The organism is Phycobacter sedimenti (genome assembly GCF_038148855.1).
Taxonomy (GTDB): Bacteria; Pseudomonadota; Alphaproteobacteria; order Rhodobacterales; family Rhodobacteraceae; genus Phycobacter; species Phycobacter sedimenti.
The window spans coordinates 346,294-365,800 of record NZ_JBBVGR010000003.1 but is presented as its reverse complement, the minus strand read 5'-3'; the positions used below and the strand labels follow the sequence as shown (position 1 = coordinate 365,800).

General features: G+C 61.8%; 18 protein-coding genes. 6 read left to right on the top strand and 12 right to left on the bottom strand.

Going from position 1 to position 19,507, the window contains the following annotated elements:
• Positions 1–143 precede the first annotated feature (143 nt).
• The 3 genes from panB (at position 144) to glpK (ending at position 3,413) form a co-directional block, all read left to right on the top strand.
• A complete protein-coding gene (gene panB / locus AADA15_RS07430; RefSeq protein ID WP_341640906.1) occupies positions 144–974 on the top strand; it encodes a 3-methyl-2-oxobutanoate hydroxymethyltransferase in 831 nt (276 codons plus the stop codon).
• An 8-nt stretch (positions 975–982) separates the two neighbouring features.
• Entirely contained in the window at positions 983–1,840 is an 858-nt protein-coding gene (panC, locus tag AADA15_RS07425) for a pantoate--beta-alanine ligase (protein ID WP_341640905.1), read from the top strand.
• A 70-nt stretch (positions 1,841–1,910) separates the two neighbouring features.
• A complete protein-coding gene (gene glpK, locus AADA15_RS07420) occupies positions 1,911–3,413 on the top strand; it encodes a glycerol kinase GlpK (RefSeq protein ID WP_341640904.1) in 1,503 nt (500 codons plus the stop codon).
• 355 nt (positions 3,414–3,768) lie between these two features.
• Here glpK and AADA15_RS07415 read toward each other — a convergent pair whose 3' ends face one another.
• The 11 genes from AADA15_RS07415 to AADA15_RS07365 form a co-directional block, all read right to left on the bottom strand.
• Positions 3,769–5,025 carry a flavin-dependent oxidoreductase gene (locus AADA15_RS07415; RefSeq protein ID WP_341640903.1) on the bottom strand — a complete coding sequence of 419 codons (1,257 nt, stop codon included), beginning with the start codon at positions 5,023–5,025 and terminating at the stop codon, positions 3,769–3,771.
• 93 nt (positions 5,026–5,118) lie between these two features.
• Positions 5,119–5,661: an isopentenyl-diphosphate Delta-isomerase gene (gene idi, locus AADA15_RS07410; RefSeq protein ID WP_341640902.1), complete on the bottom strand. Its 543-nt coding sequence runs from the start codon at positions 5,659–5,661 to the stop codon at positions 5,119–5,121.
• 162 nt (positions 5,662–5,823) lie between these two features.
• Positions 5,824–6,246 carry a c-type cytochrome gene (locus AADA15_RS07405; protein ID WP_341640901.1) on the bottom strand — a complete coding sequence of 141 codons (423 nt, stop codon included), beginning with the start codon at positions 6,244–6,246 and terminating at the stop codon, positions 5,824–5,826.
• 118 nt (positions 6,247–6,364) lie between these two features.
• Positions 6,365–7,390, bottom strand: a complete 1,026-nt coding sequence (locus AADA15_RS07400) for a P1 family peptidase (protein WP_341640900.1) — start codon at positions 7,388–7,390, stop codon at positions 6,365–6,367.
• Positions 7,391–7,437: 47 nt separating this feature from the next.
• Positions 7,438–8,184 (bottom strand): SDR family oxidoreductase, encoded by a 747-nt coding sequence (locus tag AADA15_RS07395; RefSeq protein WP_341640899.1) that lies wholly within the window; start codon positions 8,182–8,184, stop codon positions 7,438–7,440.
• Between the two features lie 90 nt (positions 8,185–8,274).
• The gene (arfB, locus tag AADA15_RS07390; protein ID WP_341640898.1) at positions 8,275–8,694 is read right to left on the bottom strand and encodes an alternative ribosome rescue aminoacyl-tRNA hydrolase ArfB; all 420 of its coding nucleotides are present in this window, start codon (positions 8,692–8,694) and stop codon (positions 8,275–8,277) included.
• A 341-nt stretch (positions 8,695–9,035) separates the two neighbouring features.
• Entirely contained in the window at positions 9,036–9,659 is a 624-nt protein-coding gene (locus AADA15_RS07385) for a queuosine precursor transporter (RefSeq protein ID WP_341640897.1), read from the bottom strand.
• 230 nt (positions 9,660–9,889) lie between these two features.
• Entirely contained in the window at positions 9,890–10,813 is a 924-nt protein-coding gene (locus AADA15_RS07380; protein ID WP_341640896.1) for an esterase-like activity of phytase family protein, read from the bottom strand.
• Positions 10,786–11,655, bottom strand: coding sequence for a penicillin-insensitive murein endopeptidase (gene mepA, locus AADA15_RS07375; protein ID WP_341640895.1), 870 nt, complete (start codon positions 11,653–11,655; stop codon positions 10,786–10,788). The genes AADA15_RS07380 and mepA overlap by 28 nt, the downstream gene beginning before the upstream one ends.
• The gene (locus tag AADA15_RS07370; protein ID WP_341640894.1) at positions 11,652–13,016 is read right to left on the bottom strand and encodes an MFS transporter; all 1,365 of its coding nucleotides are present in this window, start codon (positions 13,014–13,016) and stop codon (positions 11,652–11,654) included. The genes mepA and AADA15_RS07370 overlap by 4 nt, the downstream gene beginning before the upstream one ends.
• 53 nt (positions 13,017–13,069) lie before the next feature.
• The gene (locus AADA15_RS07365) at positions 13,070–13,627 is read right to left on the bottom strand and encodes an acyl-CoA thioesterase (protein ID WP_341640893.1); all 558 of its coding nucleotides are present in this window, start codon (positions 13,625–13,627) and stop codon (positions 13,070–13,072) included.
• Between the two features lie 131 nt (positions 13,628–13,758).
• Between AADA15_RS07365 and AADA15_RS07360 the strand changes: the two genes are divergently transcribed.
• The 3 genes from AADA15_RS07360 to yaaA all read left to right on the top strand — a co-directional run bounded on the left by AADA15_RS07360 (position 13,759) and on the right by yaaA (position 17,075).
• Positions 13,759–14,046 carry a YggT family protein gene (locus AADA15_RS07360; RefSeq protein WP_341640892.1) on the top strand — a complete coding sequence of 96 codons (288 nt, stop codon included), beginning with the start codon at positions 13,759–13,761 and terminating at the stop codon, positions 14,044–14,046.
• Between the two features lie 173 nt (positions 14,047–14,219).
• Positions 14,220–16,280 carry a DNA helicase RecQ gene (gene recQ / locus AADA15_RS07355; RefSeq protein WP_341640891.1) on the top strand — a complete coding sequence of 687 codons (2,061 nt, stop codon included), beginning with the start codon at positions 14,220–14,222 and terminating at the stop codon, positions 16,278–16,280.
• Positions 16,281–16,310: 30 nt separating this feature from the next.
• Positions 16,311–17,075, top strand: coding sequence for a peroxide stress protein YaaA (yaaA, locus tag AADA15_RS07350; RefSeq protein ID WP_341640890.1), 765 nt, complete (start codon positions 16,311–16,313; stop codon positions 17,073–17,075).
• A 6-nt stretch (positions 17,076–17,081) separates the two neighbouring features.
• On the opposite strand, the gene AADA15_RS07345 is transcribed toward yaaA, so the two are convergent.
• On the bottom strand, positions 17,082–19,376 hold the full coding sequence (locus AADA15_RS07345) for a response regulator (protein ID WP_341640889.1): 2,295 nt from the start codon (positions 19,374–19,376) through the stop codon (positions 17,082–17,084).
• Between the last annotated feature and the right edge of the window lie 131 nt (positions 19,377–19,507).

Genomic DNA, 19,507 nt, shown 5'->3' with positions numbered 1-19,507 from the left:
TTTTTGCGGAAGTAATCAAGGGGGTAAGTCCCTGAAATAACGGCAGAGAGCACAAGACCTCCGCCAAGGGGACATTTCGCGCACTGGATGCTGTCACTGCGAAATGATAGCCGTGCGCAACCCGAACGAAACATGGGAAAAAGATGAGCGCCAACATCCAGACAAAGGCCATCACGGCCGAAGACATCCGTGCCCAGAAGGGCAAGGATCCGATCATCAGCCTGACCGCCTATACTACGCCGATGGCGGCACTGATGGACGATACCTGCGACTTTGTGCTGGTGGGCGACAGCGTCGGCATGGTGCTGCACGGGCTGCCCTCGACGCTTGGGGTCACCATGGAGATGATGATCCTGCACGGTCAGGCGGTGGCGCGTGGGTTGAAGCGCGCCTTGATGGTGATCGACATGCCGTTTGGCTCTTACGAAGAGGGGCCACAGCAGGCCTTTGGCAATGCCGCGCGGCTGATGCGGGAAACCGGCGCTGGCGCGGTCAAGCTGGAAGGCGGCGTCGAGATGGCAGAGACCATCCGTTTCCTCGTGAAACGGGGCATACCTGTGATGGCCCACATTGGTCTCACGCCACAGTCGGTGAACACGCTGGGCGGTTACAAGGTGCAGGGGCGCGATGCGCAGGCGGATGCGGTGATCGCAGATGCCCGCGCTGTGGCCGAGGCAGGCGCCTTTGCGGTGGTGCTGGAAAAGGTGCCCCAGGCTCTGGCAGACCGGATCACCGCCGACATCACGATCCCAACCATCGGCATCGGCGCTTCGGCAGGCTGCGACGGTCAGGTGCTGGTCGTGGATGACATGCTGGGCATGTTCACGGCCTTCAAGCCGAAATTCGTCAAACGCTACGCCGATCTTGGCCCCAGTGCCAAAACCGCAATCGAAGCCTATGCCGCCGAGGTGCGCGCGCGCAGCTTCCCGGCGCCCGAACATGTCTTTGCAGACGTCACCCCGAAAAAGGACTGAGCCGAGACATGACCGCTCCTATTCTGCGCCGTCTGGCCGATCTGCGCGAAAAACACGCCACCTGGATCCGCGCTGGAGAAGTGGTTGGCGTCGTTCCAACCATGGGCGCCCTTCATGCCGGTCACCTCTCCCTGGTGGAAGCGGCCAAAGCCGCCTGCGACCGGGTGATCGTGACCATCTTTGTGAATCCGAGGCAGTTCAATAGCGCCGAGGATCTGGCCAAATATCCTCGCACCGAACAGGCGGATGCCGAGAAACTGGCGCCCTACGGCGTGGACGTGGTCTATGTGCCCGACCCTGATCAGATTTACCCTGAAGGCTATGCCACCTCTGTCTCGGTCGAAGGGGTCACCGATGTGCTGGAAGGCACCTTTCGTCCCGGCCATTTCGATGGGGTTGCCACGGTGGTGGCCAAGCTGTTCCTTCAAACCGGGGCGCACAAGGCGTTTTTCGGAGAGAAAGATTTTCAGCAGCTCATGGTGGTGCGCTGCATGGCGCGGGACCTTGATATCCCGATCGAGGTCGTTGGTTGCCCGACCGTGCGTGAGGCCTCGGGCCTTGCCATGTCCTCCCGCAATATGCGCCTGTCGGCTGAGGCTCTTGAGAAGGCAGGCCAGCTTTACCCGATCATGACAGGCTGCGCCGCCCGGCTGGCGGCGGGAGAGAGCCTTGCCCAGATAGAACCGGATGCGCGTGCGGCCCTCACTGCGGCAGGCTTTGGAGAGATCGAGTATCTTGACCTGCGCTGCGCCGATACGCTGGCACCCCTGCAGATGCCGTCCTGTCCAGCACGACTGTTGGCGGCGGTCTGGCTTGACGACGTACGGCTCATCGACAACATTCCGGTTCCGCAACTAAGTGATTAGTAGGGGCTGGTCGCGCTAACAGGTTTGCGTCTAAAGTCTGCCCTCAGAACGACAGGAGAGAGGGCAGGAGATGAGTTATATTCTGGCGATCGACCAAGGCACCACCTCGACACGGGCGATCTTGTTTGATGACAAGATGCAGGTCGCAGGCAGCGCCCAGCAGGAGTTTCCGCAGTATTTCCCGCAGGCGGGCTGGGTGGAACACGACCCCGAGGAGATCTGGTCTTCGACACTGGAGGTCTGCCGCCGGGTGATCGCGCAGCAGGGCGTGACGGCCGCGCAGATCGCCGCGATCGGGATCACCAACCAGCGCGAAACCACCGTTGTCTGGGATCGAAAGACCGGGCAGGCGATCCACAAGGCCATCGTCTGGCAGGACCGCCGCACCTCGGCCATCTGCGAGGACCTGCGTGCCGCCGGTCACAGCGATCTGGTGCACCAGACCAGCGGTCTGCTGCTGGACCCCTATTTCTCGGGCACCAAGGTCAAATGGATCCTCGATACAGTGCCGGGGGCCCGCGCGCGGGCAGCTGATGGCAAGCTGATGTTCGGCACCATCGACAGCTTCCTGATCTGGCGCCTGACGGGCGGTGCATCTCATGTGACGGATGCGACCAACGCCTCGCGCACGCTGATGTTTGACATCCGCAAGGGCGGCTGGAGCGCCGAGATCTGCAAGATCCTGGATGTGCCGATGGATATGCTGCCCGAGGTCAAGGACTGCGCAGCAGACTTCGGTACGGTTGAAACTGCGCATTTCGGCGGGGAAATCCCGATTCTGGGCGTGGCCGGAGACCAGCAGGCAGCCACCATCGGTCAGGCCTGTTTCGAGCCGGGCATGATGAAGTCCACCTATGGAACGGGGTGTTTTGCGCTGCTCAATACAGGGGACACGCCTGTTGAATCCCGCAATCGGATGCTGACCACAATCGCCTACCAACTGGATGGCAAGCCGACCTATGCGCTGGAGGGTTCGATCTTTATCGCCGGTGCTGCGGTGCAGTGGTTGCGCGACGGACTTGGTATCATCGGCTCCGCCCAGGAAAGCGGCGGGCTGGCGGCCTCGGCGGATCCGGGGCAGGACGTGATATTGGTGCCGGCCTTCACGGGCCTTGGCGCGCCCTATTGGGAGCCGGACTGTCGCGGTGGCATGTTTGGTCTCACCCGCAATTCGGGCCCTTCAGAGTTCGCGCGTGCCGCGCTGCAGAGTGTCGCCTATCAGACCCGCGACCTGTGGGAAGCGATGCGGGCCGATTGGCAGGGCGCCGCAGCCGAGGACGTGGAAAGCAACGTCACTTTGCGTGTTGATGGCGGGATGAGCGCCAGTGACTGGACGATGCAAAGCCTCTCGGACATTCTGGGCGCCCCGGTGGATCGCCCGGTGATGCAGGAAACAACGGTACTGGGCGCGGCATGGCTGGCGGGAATGAAGGCAGGTCTATATCCCGACCAGCAAGGGTTTGCGGAGACCTGGGCGCGCGACCGGCGGTTTACTCCCGCCATGCAAGAGGCGCAGCGCGAAGCGGCTTATGCCCGCTGGCAACGTGCCGTCCAAGCGGTGATCGGAGTATAGCGTCCAGATCGTGACACCAAACGCGGTGAGCTCCCGCGCCCGCAGGTGCCTTGCCTTTGGCAACGCCCCTTGGTGGCCTTGGGCCTGGCGCCGCGCTGACGCGCGTCGCGGTCCCGCCAACGGCAATAGAGCCGATTCGGGTCAAGGGCCGCATGTGCGGCCACGCCATCGGCGTGGTTTACCCTTGAGGCGACTCGGCTCTGATCATCAGACTGTAGATTGCGCTTTCAGGGCAGATCTGCCCCTGAAAGCCATCTCAGCAGCCCTTCCTGCGCTGCACATCGTGCAGCGCTACGCCCAACCCGACGTGCATCATCTGTGATGATGTACCAAAGGGGCGGGAGCCCCCCGAGCATCACGAAACGCGCGCGCCTTCGGCGATTGTGCGCGGGCGGGCGTTCAGGTCTTCAATGCTGAAGCCGGCGATGGATTTGTATTTGGCGGCATGCTCTGCGAGGCTCTTCTTTGAAACGACGTCCTCAATGGTGTTGAAGTCGCCGGCACAGAGATCTTCGATCATCTGCAAAACCGCATCGGGTCCGCCTGCAGTACGGTTGGCAAGACCAACATTCGTTGTAAGCGGCCGCACCTGTGCCTCATAGGCTTCCAGTGCCGCCCCACTCACGCCACGGTTCAGCAATGCCACTCCGATAAGCCTGGCATCCAGAATGGCCTGGCTGGCGCCGTTGGAGCCAACCGGATAGGTCGGATGGGCTGCATCCCCCATCAGGGTCACGGCGCCATCGGTCCATTTCTCCAGGGGGTCGCGGTCCACCATCGGGTACTCATAGACCACGTCTGCTCCACGAATGAGGCCGGGGACGTCTATCCAATCAAACCGCCAGTCCTCAAAATCGCCGATAAAATCATTGATGTCAGCCGCGCGGTTCCAGTCTTCCTTTTTCCAGGCCGAGTCGGGATCAAAACTCTTCTCGGCGATCCAGTTGATTGTGGCGATGCCGTTTTCATCCGGATCTGAGATCGGATAGGCCACCATGCGCAGCGCGTTGTGACCGATCATGCACATGGCGCCGCCACCGTTCCAGACCGGCCCTTGCGTGGTTGCGCGCCACAGAATGCGGCCGTTCCAGATCGGTTCTCCCTCATTGGGATACATCTGCTTGCGCAGGGCAGAGTGGATGCCATCGGCCGCAATGAGCAGTTTGCCGTCCATACGGCGGCCATCGGCCAGCAGAAGGGTCGCACCGTCCTTGGTGTTTTCAAACCCTGCCGCGCGGGCGCCAGTAGAAATACACCCTGGCCCGGCGCGCGCAATCAGCGCTTCATAGAGCATCATCTGCAGGGCGCCGCGATGCACGGAATACTGCGGCCAGGCATAGCCCGCCTCAAGGCCGCGCGGCTCTTCCCAGATGGTCTTGCCCAGCTTGGTGTAGAAGCCCAGCTGCCGCGTGCGCACTCCGATATTGTCCAGCTCTTGCGAAAGCCCCAGGTCCATCAGTTCGCGCACGGCATTGGGCTGAAGGTTGATGCCAACCCCCATCGGTTTCAGCTCGGGCGCGGATTCGCAGATGTGGAAGGGCACACCAATTTGGTGCAATGTCAGGCCCAGCGTCAGCCCTGCAATACCGCTACCAGCAATTAGAATGGTCATTCCGCGCCTCCCGTCGAGCTTTCGTCTGACCGTTAAAAGCACGCCGGGGCAGGAAAGGGCAAGATCGGCCGTGCAATTTCCGCGGCGCGCAGATCAGCCCGAGGCCGCGATGATCAGGTCCGGGCCAAATATGATGTCGGCGTAGTTTGTCAGGTAGATCTTAAGCCAGGGCGTAAAGCGCTCCGGGTGGCGCTGCACTTCGGCGATCAGATCATGATAGTCGACCCAGCGCGTTTCCATCACCTCATCCGGGTTCGGAGCAAGATTGACGGGCCTGTGGGCATGAGCCAGGAACACATCCACAACCTCATGTTCGATCATGCTGTGGCCGACATCGGCCCGGTATTCCAGCTGATGGCGAAACTCAGGGTAAAGCCCGGTGATGCCAAGCTCCTCCTCCATGCGGCGCACCGCACAGGCAGAGGCGGCCTCGTCCCACATGGGGTGGGTGCAGCAGGTATTCGCCCACAGGCCCGGCGTGTGATACTTGCCCATGGCGCGGCGCTGCAACAGGATCTCGGTCCCTTTCACCACAAACACCGAAACGGCCTTGTGTTTCAGCCCCTCTTCATGAGCGGCCAGCTTGTCCACGGGTATCAGTTCGCCGTTCACCCAGGCCGGGATCGGATGCGTCATCTGTGGTTCAAATCCGTTTCAATCCCCAAAATGCGGTCGCTGGAACAGGTTCGGTCAGCGTCTCTTCAATTTGCTAGTCGCAATTAGGATCAGGAGCAATTACGCGAAAGGCCGCGCCCCGGGGGCCGCGGCCTGCTGTGCCGAAATTTTGTGCCTTGAGGACTACTCCGAGGCGGCAGGTCCATGCTGGGCCAAGAAGGCATAGATGTCCTCGCCACCGTTTTTCAGCTTGAAGGACATCTTCGACTTGGCCTTGCTGTCGTCCAGGTATTCGCGCAGGTATGCACGGGGATCCTGGGTGAAGGCCACAAAGTTCTCTTCGTCCCAGACCAGGCCCGCTTCACCGGCTGCGGCCAGGTCGCTGCCGTATTTGAAGCCTTCTGCCGTGCCGGCAGTGCGACCCACCACGCCCCAAAGATTCGGGCCCGTCTTGCCGCCCTTGACGATAGTTTCGCCGCTGTCCGAGACGACCATGTGGCAGGATTTGCACTTGTTGAAGCCTTTTTCACCCTTGGCGGCATCGCCTTCGGCAAAGGCAGGTGCGGCCAGGAGGCCAATAAAGGCAGCGGACATCAGACGTTTCATATGCTTGCTCCAGTTTGAGTTGGCTACCCGGAATACGAGTGCATTGGCGGTGATAGTCAATGGACGTTTTGACGCGCCAGGGGAAATCTGCAGGGTTTTGCTGATCCTGTGGCGGCACTTACGTGGCATTCCAACAGGGCAACAGGTCCTCGGAGGCGGGCCTTGCCTCGTAAACTGCACGGGCAATCGCACGGCTGAGGCACAGCGCCGCAGCATGTCCGATCTGGCCCAGTTCCGCTTCTGGCGCGGTCAAGGCGCGGGTTCCGGTACTAGCAGCAAAAACAAGGTCCCCGTCGCCCGGTGCATGGGCGGGCAGGGTGGCGCGGCCGATGCCGTCATGGGCTGCCGTGGCCAGGCGCTGGCATTGCGCCTTGGTCAGGTCCGCGTCGGTCGCAACAATGGCGATGGTGGTGTTGCCGCGTTCATCCGGCAGGGGCAGTCCCTCGGCCTGCTGGCGCATGGCCTGCACCTTGCGGCTTGTCTCGGCCTGGCCCAGTCCGCCGCGCGGATCCGGTCCCAGTCCGCCGAATTCGCCGTCCACCTCAAACGGCGCGGCCCAGAAGTGCCGATCACCAGGCGTGGTGACAGCGCCCATCGGGTTGGCCGCAACAAGCGCGCCGACCGTGATGCCGCTTTCAAGTACGAAGGAGGCTGAGCCAAGCCCGCCTTTCACCATTGCCGTCAGCGCGCCGGTGCCGGCGCCAGCCGTGCCGATGTCGAAATCCATGCCCGCAGCCTCAAAGGCTGCGCGGCCGAGGGCGCGATATGGGTTTTCCTGCCAGTCCTTGTCGCCGCCATTCAGCAGATCGAAAATGATAGCGCCGGGCACCAGTGGGATGATTGCAGGCCCGAGGCGGAACCCGCGACCAGCGGCCCGCAGCGCATCAACGACGCCCGAACAGGCATCAAGACCAAAGGCCGAACCGCCCGACAGAACCAGCGCGTCAATCTGGGCGACCGATTTGTCCGGTGCCAGCAAATCGGTTTCACGCGTCCCCGGCGCGCCGCCCATCACATGGACCGAGGCGGTAAACGGACTGTCAGCGGTTAACACCGTTGCGCCGGACTTCAAGGCGTCATCCTGCGCATTCCCGACAAGAACGCCGGGAACGTCGGTGATCAGATTGCGGGGGCCAGGGCGCATGGCGATCCTCCTGAAAAGGGCTTCTACCGGTCGGTAAGCGGGCTCTGTCAGATACAGCGACCGCCATCAACCTCCATGGCGACCCCGGTGATCATCGAGGCCTCATCCGAGCAGAGGAAGCAGGCGGCGTTGCCCATGTCATCGGGGGTGGAAAACCGTCCCAGCGGAATGGTCGAGAGGAACTTGGCCCGTACCTCGGGGGTGTCTTCGCCCATGAAGGACTTCAGAAGCGGAGTTTCCCCTGCCACCGGATTGATGGCGTTGACGCGCACACCAGCCGGTGCCAGCTCGACCGCCATGGTGCGGGTTGCGGTGATCATCCAGCCTTTTGAGGCGTTGTACCAGTTGAGGTTCGGGCGCGGTGAAACACCGGCCGTGGAGGCCACGTTGAGGATCGCGCCGCTGCTGCGTGACTTCATATGCGGCACCAGGGCGCGGGCGGTGAGGTAGACGGACTTCATGTTGACGTTGAAGACACGGTCGAAGTCTTCCTCGCTGACCTGATCCAGCGGGGTGGGCAGGTGGGTCACGCCGGCATTGTTGATCAGGATGTCCACATGTCCAAAGGCGGTGAGCGCGGCCTCGGCCATTGTGTTGACCGATGCGCCGTCGGAGACATCGACGGCCTGCGCGATGGCGGCGCTGCCTTTTTTCTCGGCCAGGGCGGCGGCAGCATCCGCGTTGATATCCGCAATCATCACCCGCGCGCCTTCGGCGAGGAACTTTTCGACAATCCCGGCCCCAAATCCCGAGGCGCCCCCGGTTACAATCGCCGTTTTCCCTGCAAGCCGCATAAGTCGTTCTCCGTATTGATCTAATCTCTTTTTGATAGCTTTAGCAGCGATCCCGGCAGGTGCAATCTCTGATCATGTCGGCCCCACCCGTTACTCGGGATCGACCTTGCCGCGTCCGGCCTTGATCTGGCTGCGCTGCTTTTTGGCCTCAAGGCGGCGGCGCACCGATCCATGCGTGGGTTTTGTCGCGATCCTGTGTTTCGGTACGACCAGCGCCTTGCGCACAAGATCGGCAAGACGATCGCTGGCGATATCGCGGTTGCGCTGCTGCGAGCGGGTTTCGTCGCACTGCAGGATGATGGCGCCCTCCTTGGTCCATCGCCGACCCGCCAGCCGTTTCAGGCGGGCCTTGACCGCCGGTGTCAGGGACGGGGAGCGCGCGGCCTCGAACCGCAACTCGACCGCGGTGGCGACCTTGTTCACATTCTGCCCGCCCGGCCCCGAGGCGCGGACAAAGCTTTCGGTGATTTCCCAGTCCTGCAGGGTGATATCGTCAGTGATCCGTATCATCTTGGGGCGGAGCCTACAGCGGGAAGCGGCAAGGTAAAAGGGCCGCCCCACGCGGGACGGCCCTTCGAAAGTTTTCAGGAGGTCGGGTCGGTTAGATCTGCGCAAGGCAAATCAGCCGCGGGGACCACACAGCAAAGGGCTGCCTCAGCAGGCGGACCCTCCGGTTGTTCCAACACCTTGCTCCAATACCTTTCTTGACACTGGATCACCTCCTTTACATTTCTGTTTCCGCTCACTTGAGCGTTGCACGGTTTTTCCGATCTGCCAAACAAAAAAGAACGGCCCCCGAAAATCGGAGGCCGAAGCTGTTGCATTTCTGAGCACGAGGGCTGACCTGCCGGTCAGCTGTTCTGGGCGGTCAGCCGGTTGACGATGAGCCGGAAGGGAACCAGCGCCACGAGGGCAAGCGACAGTTTCACCATCCAGTCCGCAACCGCCAGAGAAACCCAGAGCGGGGCAACCGGGCCTGCGCCGAGGATTGGCAGCATCTCACCGGCCCAGGAGACATCGTTTGCGGGCTCGATCCAGGACAGCGCCCCGGAAAAGGCGATGGTAAAGAACAGCGCGGTATCGACGCTGGAGCCGACCAGGGTCGAGGCGAGCGGTGCGCGCCACCATTTGCCGGTCCGCAGTGCGGAGAACACGGAAATATCCAGAAGCTGAGCAGTCAGGAAGGCAAGGCCAGAACCGATAGCGATGCGCAGGGTCACGAGCGGGCCGAATTCGCCCATGATCTGGGTGCCGATGAGCGAGCAGATCACGCCCACGATAAAACCGGCAAAGACAACACGGCGTGCCGGGCCTTCACCGTAAACACGGTTCATCACATCGGTGACGAGAAAGGCGATGGGATAGGTGAAGGCGCCCCAGGTCAGCCACTGGCCGAACAGGAATTGCACCAGGATGTTGGAGGCCACCACGACGGCAGCCATGGCAAGAATGCCGGGGATATGGGATCGTGTCATGTATCTGGTCCGTTTTGACAAGGTAGCGGAGACTTGTTTGAGGCTTGGCGCGACGTGGTTGCGCCGAGGATCGGGCCAGTTAGTCCGTTTTATTGAACTTGGCAAGGTCTTGTGTGGCAGACAGGGCAGCCCTCCCGCCCACCGAACGGGCCATCGAAGATGACCCATCGGCCGTTGGGCCGGGCAGCGTGCTGGAGCACGCTGCGGGCGCTCTGGTTCAATCGAACCGATCAGTCGGGAAGACTGTACTCCACCAGTTCCGTGCGCTGCAGGGACCTGAAATTGTCGTCGGAAATCATGGTCGCCCGCAAGTGTCCGGCCGGGTCACGCCACACGGACACTCCTTCGAGGTTGTCATGGGTTCCCAACGCTGTCCGCAAGAGTATCATTTCGTTCCGGGGGCCGTCTTTGGTGACATCCCAGCGGCGCAGTCGGCTTTGGAAACCGAGGAGCAGGAACCGCCGCTCAAGAACATAAAGGCGCCCGTCCGGGCCAAAATCAGCACCCACTGGCATAAAGCCGTTGCGTCGGGGCAGGCTGAAGGCGGTGCTCCAGCGCTGGCCGTCCCAGCGCCAGACCGGAATGTTGCCGTTCTCGTCCGGAGCATTCTCTGGCATGGTGTAGAGACGCCCGTCCGGATCCATTGCCAGAGCTTCGAGAGATTTGTTGAAGGGCAGCTGACGAAATGCTGCGGGGCGGGGCAGGACCCTGGCAGGGGTTTTGCCCAATTGGTGTTGAGCAATTCGTGAGACGCCTTCGTATGAAATGAAGAGACGCCCGTCCGGCGCATGAACAAGCCCTTCGCTGTCCATGACTGGCCCTTTGATGATCTTACCGGTTGAGGACCTGAGCGCGCGGGCTTTGGTGATGTTTGCTCCGGAAATGAGACCACCGCTGCGCTCCAGTGTTGCGAACACCAGAGTTGCTCGGTCGCTGAGCACGACAATCTTGCGACCCTCGTCCAGCATTTCGATCCCGGAAAATCCGCCGAACCAAGGGGCCGCCTGTGCAGCTGGCGGTGTCCACGTGAAGGCCGACAGAAACCGTGCATGCCCTTTTGACTGTCCCGCATGCGTACCGGCATAGGCGGCAATCGCCAAGGCAAGTGCGGGAAGAATGAAAAGGGTCAGTCGGATTGAAGTACGGCGGCGCATTGCCGGGGAAGATCCTTGAGCGTGTAGTCGCGGCGCGGCTTGGGTTTGGGCGCATTGGGGTCGCGCGGCTTGGGCGGGGGCGGGTTCAGGATGTCATTGACCCATTTCTGGGCATCTGCGCAGCCGTCCCCGCGTGGCGGCGGATCCTGATCCACGCAGCCACGGGCGCCTCGCGGACAGTTCAGCCGGACGTGGAAATGATAGTGATGCCCCCACCAGGGGCGGATCTTGCGCAGCCAGCGCCGGTCGCCCTTGGCGTCTTTGCACATCTGCACCTTGGCCCCCGGAAAGACAAAGATGCGAGCAACGCGCGGATCGCTTGCGGCGGCTTTCAGCAGGTCATGATGTTGACGGCTCCAGCTGCCGTTCACATAGGCACCCTTGGCGCGGCGCAGGGATATCGAGGAGATTTCCTCGCGCTGGGCGCGGCTGAGGGTCAGACGATCGGGCGGCAGCATCCAGATATCGATATCAAGGCCGATCTGGTGGCTGCGATGCCCCGACAGCATCGGTCCGCCACGGGGCTGGCTTATGTCGCCGATGTAAAGTCCCTTCCACCCCTGCAGCGTGGCGGCAAACCGGCTCAGATCGCGGATGTAGTCGATGGTTTCAGGGTGCCCCCAGTTACGGTTGCGCGACAGACGCATGGCCTGCCAGGTGGGACCGGTTTCCGGTAGCTCGACGGCTCCCGCAACGCAGCCTTTGGCATAGGATCCCAGTGGGGCAGGGCGCTGCTGTGAGCCGGTTGCCTTTGCGCCGAAAAGCTGTTTTGCGGGCGTCTCGGCCAGTGCAGGGCCAACAAGCCCCGACAGAGCGAAAAGCGTCGCAATCAGCAGTCTCATTTCTGGTCTCCCTCAGCGTTCACCCACTTCAGCAGAATCAAGCCTAATACAAAGAGACCGATAACGGGAGTGATGCCTAGGCGCGCGCTGCCGGTGATTGTGGTGGCCAGGCCGATCAGGGCGGGTGCAAGGAAGGCCGTGGCGCGACCGGAAAGCCCATAAAGACCAAAGCTTTCCGTGGCTTTGGCCAGGTCCGTATGGCGCACCATCAGGCTGCGGCTGGCAGCCTGCAGGATTCCGCCGAAACCGCCGATCAGCACGCCGCAGCCAAAGAAAACGGCATCCGGCAGGGTGGAGCCGTCAGGCAGAGGCATGCCAAAGAACTGTTCACGCGACATGGAGACGACGGTGACGCAGACCAGAGTGAGTACCAGAATGGCGACGATGATCACAGGTTTGGGACCATGGCGTGTGTCTGCCTTGCCGCCCAGCCAGCTGAACAGGGTGGCCGAGATCGCAGCGATAATTCCAAAGATGCCGATGGAGGTGATCGACCAGTCCAGAACTAGGCTCGCGTAGACACCGCCAAAGGCGTAGAGCCCGTTCAGCGCATCCCGATACAGCATGGAGGAGATCAGGTAGCTGGTCAGACTGCCGCGGTGGCGTAGCCCTGAAACGAGATCGACGACCATCCTTGCGGCCTGACGCATCGTGCCGCGTTGGCCGGTCGCACGGTCATCGTGCACCCACAGGAAATACGGCACCATGAACACGGCAAACCAGATGGCGGTCATCGGACCGACGGCGCGGGTGCCTTCCCGTGCCTGCGCATCAAGGCCCAGGACTGGATCCAGCCCGATCAGCGTCTTGCCGTTGCCCTGCTCCACGAACAAAAGGAGCATGATGAAAAGCGCGATCACCCCGCCCAGGTACCCAAAGGCAAAGCCGGATCCCGATATTGCGCCGACCTCCTCCTTGCTGCCGAGCGAGGGCAGCTGGGCGTTGACAAAGATCAGTGCGAATTCCGCGCCTATGAAGCCGAACCCGAAACTCATCAGCATCCACCACAGGTTGCTGCCTGCGGGATCCATGTACCATAGCCCCCAGGCGCCAATCAGGTACATGATCGAGAAAACCATGATCCAGGGCATCTTGCGCCCCGATATATCCGCCAGTGCCCCCAGAAATGGCGCGCCAAAGCCGATGAATAGCCCCGTTACGGTCATGCCGATGGACCAGACCGTCTGGGCCTCGGCTTCGGCGGCGGCCTCGCTCAGACCTTGCCCCAGAAAGTAATCGGCGGCGACGGCGGCAAAGAAGGGACCAAAAACAAAGGTGACCAGCAGCGTGTGATAGGGCTGGCTGGCCCAGTCAAAGAACCACCATCCCCAGATCCGCTTGCGTTGTGAAATCTCGGCCATCTTGCCCGTCCCCCTGACGTTTGTTGCTGCCGATAAGACAGGCGTGGACGGTGCTAGGCAAGCCCCTCCTGCGCGTCAGCCATCGGTGGCCAGGGCCGTGTGGCATCCGCCTGACACCAGGCCTTGATCCAATCGGGCATTGCGGGGCTTTCTGCATCCTCTTTGCCGATCGCTGCGAGGACCTTCGCCGGAGGGACAATTCCGTTTGCATCCGTCACCGCGGTGCGCAGCATCACATGGCTGGCGCAGTCACCGTTGGATTTCCACATGGATTGTTCCAGGTAGATGAACCTGTCATCCCAGGCCACCGCGCGGCTGCGCATCTCGAAACGTTCAAAGCCCCGGATGCGGCGGCGAAACCGGACCGAGGTGCCCGCAACCGTCATCCCCCAACGGTTCGCCCGCAGGGCGCCGATCAGCCCCACGCGCTGCGCCAGCATGGTGCGCCCCAGATCATAAAGGGTCATGGCGCGGCCGTTGTTCAGCTCCAGCCAGATATCCAGATCCCAGGGCCAGCAGATATGGCTGGAGCGGTGTACTGCCGTCAGCGGCAGCGGCTCCATGCGGCTGGCGACATAAAGATCCTTCAAAAGGCGCACGATTGGGAACATGGGGCGGGCACTCCGGCTGTTGCGTGCCCGTCATGCCACCCATTTACCGCCCGTCAACCGCAACCTCGCGGAAGGCTTGCGCATCGGGCCATGTCTGCTTACCTGTTGGCTGTTGGAAGAAGGAAAAACGAATGACCTCGCTTTACGATATCTTGAAGCTACTCTTGGACGTGGTCTGGTTCTTCGTTATCGCCCATGTGATCATGAGCTGGCTGATCAACTTTCAAGTTCTCAATCTTCAGCAGCAGTTTGTGGCGCAGATCTGGTATGGCCTCAATCGTATTCTTGAGCCGCTATATGGTCGGATCCGCCGAATTCTGCCAGATTTGGGTGGTATCGACCTGACGCCGCTGGCGGTCTTGCTGGGTATTATGATCCTGCGGATCATTCTGGAAAACAACAAGTATTTGTTCCACTAAATCCTTGCTCGACCGTTAGGTCGGGCAGCGCCCATCCGCCCCCATGGACGAGCCCTGTCCTTGGGGGCAAGGCTGCGCCAAGAATCGAGCGAAAGCGCCTCTTGCCGCCCGATTCGTCCTGTGGGATTGTGTGCCCAAACCCGAGCAGACACTCCGATAAGGCCCTCCCATTGATGACGCAGACGACAGATCTGTCCCCGGCGACCCCGCTGCTGCGCGACATCTTTGGCTTTGATGCCTTCCGCCCCGGCCAGGAAGAGATCGTCGATGCGGTCACGGGTGGCGAGAACGTTCTGGCGATCATGCCGACCGGGGGCGGGAAATCCCTGTGCTATCAGCTTCCTGCACTGCTGCGCGACGGCATCACGGTGGTGATCTCGCCGCTGATTGCCCTGATGCGCGATCAGGTGCGCGCTTTGCAGGAGGCGGGCGTCGTTGCCGGTGCGCTCACCTCGGGCAATACCGAGGAAGAGACCGAAGCCGTTTGGCAGGCGATCGAGGCAGGGCGGCTCAAGCTGCTTTACATGGCGCCGGAACGTCTGGCGTCGGGGGCGGCCATGGGCATGCTGCGGCGCATCGGTGTGTCGCTGATCGCCGTGGACGAAGCCCATTGCGTCAGCCAGTGGGGCCATGATTTCCGCCCCGACTACCTGCGCATCGGCGAGCTGCGCCGCGCGCTGGGCGTGCCGCTGGCGGCTTTTACCGCAACGGCGGATCAGGAAACCCAGGAAGAGATCGTTCAAAAGCTGTTCGATGGCGAGGCGCCGCGCGCCTTCCTGCGCGGCTTTGACCGGCCGAACATCCATCTTGCTTTTGGCGCCAAGGACGGGCCGCGCCGCCAGATCCTTGAGTTTGCAGCTGCGCGAAAGGGGCAGTCGGGCATTGTCTACTGCGGCACCCGCGCCAAGACCGAGGCGATTGCCGCCGCCCTGCGCGATGCGGGCCATGTGGCCTGTCACTATCACGGCGGGATGGAGGCCGAGGACCGGCGCATTGTTGAGACGCGGTTCGCGCGCGAGGATGGGCTCATCGTGGTGGCGACCGTGGCCTTTGGCATGGGGATCGACAAGCCTGACATCCGTTGGGTCGCCCATGCGGATCTGCCCAAAAGCATCGAATCCTACTATCAGGAGATTGGCCGCGCGGGCCGCGATGGGGCACCGGCGGAAACGCTCACCCTGTTCGGCCCCGAGGATATCCGCCTGCGCCGCAGCCAGATCGACGAGGGCATGGCGCCGCCGGAACGCCGCGCCGCAGATCACGCGCGCCTGAATGCCCTTCTGGGGCTGGCCGAGGCGCTGAAATGCCGCCGTCAGACTCTGCTTGCCTATTTTGGGGAAGAGGCTGCGCCTTGCGGCAATTGCGATCTCTGTGACACCCCGGTGGAGGTCTTTGACGGCACCACGGCGGTGCGCAAGGCGCTGTCTGCAATCCTGCGCACCAATGAAACCTACGGATCTGGGCATCTGATCGACATTCTGCGCGGCACCGAAACCGACCGGGTGCGGGCCAAGCGTCATGATGAACTTTCGGTCTTTGGCTGCGGTAAGGAATACGGCAAAGGCCAATGGCAGGCGGTGTTCCGGCAGATGATGGGGCACGATCTGGTGCGCCCGGACCCCGAACGTCACGGCGCCCTGCGCATGACCGAGGCGGCCTTGCCGGTGCTGCGCGGCGAGGCCGGGATCGAGCTTCGCAAGGACACGATCAAATCCGCTGATCGCCGCCCGGCGGTCAAGGCGCTGGTCTCGGAAGAGGATGCACCACTGCTGTCGGCCTTGAAGGCGAAACGCCGCGCCCTGGCCGAGGCGCAGAAGGTGCCCGCCTATGTGATCTTCCCCGACCGGACCCTGATCGAGATGGCCGAGCAGCGCCCCGAGAGCCTGGATCAATTGGCGCGGATCAGCGGCGTCGGCGCCAAGAAGCTGGAGCGCTATGGCGATGCGTTCCTCAGCGTGATCACCGGCGCGGTGGAGCAGTTGCACCCGCAGCGCAGGAAGCTGGCGGCGCGGGACGGGGCGGGATCGCTCTATGATGCTTTGTTGGAGGCACAGGGCCAGCTTGCGCGCGGAGACTGTGGCACGCTGAAACCGCTCAGCTGTTCGGCGTCTCTCTTGGCGAAGGTGGCGCAGCTGCGTCCCGAAGACGCGGCGGGGCTGGAACGGCTCTTGGGGGAGCGCCGCGCGGAACGTTTTGCCGCGGCGTTTCTGGACGTCCTGCGCGGCGCGGGCTAAGTCCCATCAAGAACAGAGCGAGGATGACAGATGCTGGTAGTGGTTTCCCCTGCAAAGAAACTGAACTGGGCCGAGCGCGACATGGAGATGACGGCGCCCGTGTTCCAGGAGGACGCGGTGCGCCTGAACAGCACCGCGCGGGAGCTGTCGGTGGCCGAGTTGATGAAGCTGATGCATATCAGCGAGGATCTGGCCAAGCTGAACTATGACCGGTTCCGCACCTTCGAGGAAAACCCCGCGCCCGGGGCGTTGCGCCCGGCGACGCTGGCTTTTGCCGGGGATACCTACCAGGGGCTTGAGGCCGCGTCGCTCGATGCTGAAGAAATGGCCTGGGCGCAGGATCATTTTCGCATCCTGTCCGGGCTATACGGTGTGCTGCGACCGCTGGACGGGATGCAGCCTTACCGGCTGGAGATGGGCTCGCGCCTTAAGAACGAACGCGGCAAGAACCTTTATGAGTACTGGGGCAGCCAGATCGCCGAGGCACTGAACGCCCAGGCCGAAGCGACGGGCAGCGACATTCTGGTGAACTGCGCCAGCCAGGAGTATTTTGGCGCCGTGGACCTGAAGGCGCTGAAGCCGAAAGTGATCACACCGGTGTTCATGGAGATGAAAAATGGTACGCCCAAGGTTGTCAGTTTTTATGCCAAACGCGCACGCGGTGCGATGGCGCGATACATCATCCAGCACCGGCTGAATGACGCGGAGGCGTTGAAAGAGTTCGATACGGGTGGCTACGTTCATCAGCCGGAGCTGTCGGAACCGGACAAGCCGGTCTTTTTGCGGGGCGCCTGATCGAATTCAGGCGGCCGGGGAAATGTCGATCGACTGTGCATCATCGGGCACATATTCCTCGATCCTTTCGAGGATGAGCGCCTTGCGAAGGGGTTTGGTCAGATAGTGATCAAGGCCGGCCGCCAGGATCCCCTCGGAGTCGCCTGTCATGGCATGGGCGGTCAGGGCCACGATCGGCACGTGGCGCCCGGTGCCCTCTTCGATCCGGCGGATTTCTGCGGTGGCCTGTTTGCCGTCCATCACCGGCATGGAAATATCCATGAAGATCAGATCGGGCTCGAAGCTTTGATAGGCGGCCACCGCCTCGACACCGTTGTTGGCAAATTGCAGGTCAATGTTGGTGTTCTTGACCATCTTGCGGAATACGAGCTGGTTGGTCTTGTTGTCTTCTGCCGCCAGGACCCTCATCAGGCGGGGGGCGCTTGCTCCGGTCTCAACGGGTGCGGCAGGTGTGAGCACAGCATTGGGGGCAGCCTCTTTCGCATTGTCGGCGGCATAGGCTTCTTCCAGCGTCAGCGGCTCCGGCTCTTCAGGCACATGCGCGTCCGGTGCCGGTTCGGATGATGCAACCGGACGTGTTCCGATCTCGGCCAGTTTCTCGAAGAGCTCATCTCTGGGGGTTGGCTTTTGCAGGATGTGGAAGCTCAACTCTTCGACATCTGCATCCTGAACCGTGTGCGGGTTCGAGCTGAGCAGAAGGAAGGGGACGTCCCGCCATTCTCCTTCATGGAGGGTCCGTGCCAGTTTAACCCCACCGCCGCCGGGCAGGTTGTGCTCGCAGATGACCAGATCGATATCCGGTGTCATGGCGTCGATCGCCGTGCCGATGCTCTGGGCAGATGTGACGTCAATTCCGCGCAGCATCAGGTGGCGCTGCATGATTTCGCAATTGAGCGGGATATCGTCCACCAGCAGCACTTTTTTCAGACTTGCGGGCACCTCGGGGATGTCGGAAAGGGCGCCCTGGGGCGTCGGCATGGGAAGGCGAAAGCCGAAACAGGATCCTTGGCCCTCTTCGCTTTCGACCCAGATTTCACCACCCATCAAATCGATCAGGCGCTTGGAGATGGCCAAGCCAAGACCGGTGCCTTCAAATTTGCGATTGCGCTCGTCTTCGACCTGATTGAACTCGCCGAAGATGTGTTCCATTTTTTCCTTTGGAATGCCGATCCCGGTATCCTCGATGGTCACATGAACCGAGCAACGGTTGCCTTCGGGTTCCACGAGGCCAGTGATGCGGATCGTAACGTGGCCTTCCTTGGTGAATTTGACCGCATTGCCGACGAGGTTTGTCAGAACCTGCCGGATGCGCCCGGGGTCCGCCACAAAGCGTGTCGGCAGGAAGATGTCGTAGTCGACCAGCAAGGCCAGCCCCTTGTCCCGCGCCGTGGGCTGGAGCAGCATCACAACCTCATGGATGCTGCGCTCCAGATCAAAGGGCTCGGGGTGCAGCGCCAGCTTGTCCGCTTCGATCTTGGAATAGTCCAGCACGTCATTGATGATCACGAGCAGCGCTTCGCCCGAGTTCTTGATCGTATTGGCGTAGAGGCGCTGTTCTTCGGACAGCTCGGTGTCGCTCAGCAGCTCTGCCATGCCGATCACACCGTTCATGGGGGTGCGGATCTCATGGGACATGTTGGCAAGGAAGGCCGATTTGGCGCGGTTTGCGCTCTCGGCGCGCTCGCGGGCGGCGCGCAGCTCTTCTTCGTAGCGGACCGATGAGGTGATATCGAGCGCAAGGCTCACGACGTCCCCGCCCTGACCACGCTGGTCGATGAGCCGCAGGAAACGGTCGTCCCACATCTGGATCACGATGGGTTCGGGTTTCAGGGACATCCAGCGGTCGGTCATCATCCCGCGCCAGTCGGAAGGATGCATGTCGCCGGTGTTGACGAGCCCCTCATCGGTCAGGATCTGCAGGATGCGAACATAGGAAACACCGGGGCTGATCTCTTCCAGCCCATCAAAGATGTTGAGGTAGGCTGTATTTGCGCCAATCAACCGGCTGTCGCTGTCGAAGAAGGCAAAGCCGTCCTGAAAGGCCTGGATCGAATGCCACAGGCGGCGTTCGGCCTGTTCAATTTTCTCGTTGGCCATGCTGAGGTCTGATTTGACCTTCGCATTCTCGTCGCGGGTCTTGGCCACTTCGGCCTGGGTTTCGCCGATCTGACGGGTGAGGGCGAGCGCATGCCGACCGAGTTTCCGGTTCGCAGCGGTCAGCTCGGCCTGCTTGAGTTCAAGCAGCCGCTCTGCCGCCAGGCGCGCCCGGCGTTCCTCAGCGAGTTTTTCGGCAAGGTTCATCCCTGCGTGCTCCAACCTCAATCTACAGACACACTGCGCCTGGCCTTACTCAAATGAGACACACGTGCCCGACTTTCGTGTTACGACGGGAAACCTTGCTATGGCGTTAAACGCATGTCAGCCTGACATTA

What these genes read in the sequence shown, in the direction of transcription:
- panB (WP_341640906.1), top strand. Translation starts at nt 144, where the DNA reads ATGAGCGCCAACATCCAGACAAAGGCCATCACGGCCGAAGACATCCGT.
- panC (WP_341640905.1), top strand. Translation starts at nt 983, where the DNA reads ATGACCGCTCCTATTCTGCGCCGTCTGGCCGATCTGCGCGAAAAACAC.
- glpK (WP_341640904.1), top strand. Translation starts at nt 1,911, where the DNA reads ATGAGTTATATTCTGGCGATCGACCAAGGCACCACCTCGACACGGGCG.
- AADA15_RS07415 (WP_341640903.1), bottom strand. Translation starts at nt 5,025, where the DNA reads ATGACCATTCTAATTGCTGGTAGCGGTATTGCAGGGCTGACGCTGGGC.
- idi (WP_341640902.1), bottom strand. Translation starts at nt 5,661, where the DNA reads ATGACGCATCCGATCCCGGCCTGGGTGAACGGCGAACTGATACCCGTG.
- AADA15_RS07405 (WP_341640901.1), bottom strand. Translation starts at nt 6,246, where the DNA reads ATGAAACGTCTGATGTCCGCTGCCTTTATTGGCCTCCTGGCCGCACCT.
- AADA15_RS07400 (WP_341640900.1), bottom strand. Translation starts at nt 7,390, where the DNA reads ATGCGCCCTGGCCCCCGCAATCTGATCACCGACGTTCCCGGCGTTCTT.
- AADA15_RS07395 (WP_341640899.1), bottom strand. Translation starts at nt 8,184, where the DNA reads ATGCGGCTTGCAGGGAAAACGGCGATTGTAACCGGGGGCGCCTCGGGA.
- arfB (WP_341640898.1), bottom strand. Translation starts at nt 8,694, where the DNA reads ATGATACGGATCACTGACGATATCACCCTGCAGGACTGGGAAATCACC.
- AADA15_RS07385 (WP_341640897.1), bottom strand. Translation starts at nt 9,659, where the DNA reads ATGACACGATCCCATATCCCCGGCATTCTTGCCATGGCTGCCGTCGTG.
- AADA15_RS07380 (WP_341640896.1), bottom strand. Translation starts at nt 10,813, where the DNA reads ATGCGCCGCCGTACTTCAATCCGACTGACCCTTTTCATTCTTCCCGCA.
- mepA (WP_341640895.1), bottom strand. Translation starts at nt 11,655, where the DNA reads ATGAGACTGCTGATTGCGACGCTTTTCGCTCTGTCGGGGCTTGTTGGC.
- AADA15_RS07370 (WP_341640894.1), bottom strand. Translation starts at nt 13,016, where the DNA reads ATGGCCGAGATTTCACAACGCAAGCGGATCTGGGGATGGTGGTTCTTT.
- AADA15_RS07365 (WP_341640893.1), bottom strand. Translation starts at nt 13,627, where the DNA reads ATGTTCCCAATCGTGCGCCTTTTGAAGGATCTTTATGTCGCCAGCCGC.
- AADA15_RS07360 (WP_341640892.1), top strand. Translation starts at nt 13,759, where the DNA reads ATGACCTCGCTTTACGATATCTTGAAGCTACTCTTGGACGTGGTCTGG.
- recQ (WP_341640891.1), top strand. Translation starts at nt 14,220, where the DNA reads ATGACGCAGACGACAGATCTGTCCCCGGCGACCCCGCTGCTGCGCGAC.
- yaaA (WP_341640890.1), top strand. Translation starts at nt 16,311, where the DNA reads ATGCTGGTAGTGGTTTCCCCTGCAAAGAAACTGAACTGGGCCGAGCGC.
- AADA15_RS07345 (WP_341640889.1), bottom strand. Translation starts at nt 19,376, where the DNA reads ATGAACCTTGCCGAAAAACTCGCTGAGGAACGCCGGGCGCGCCTGGCG.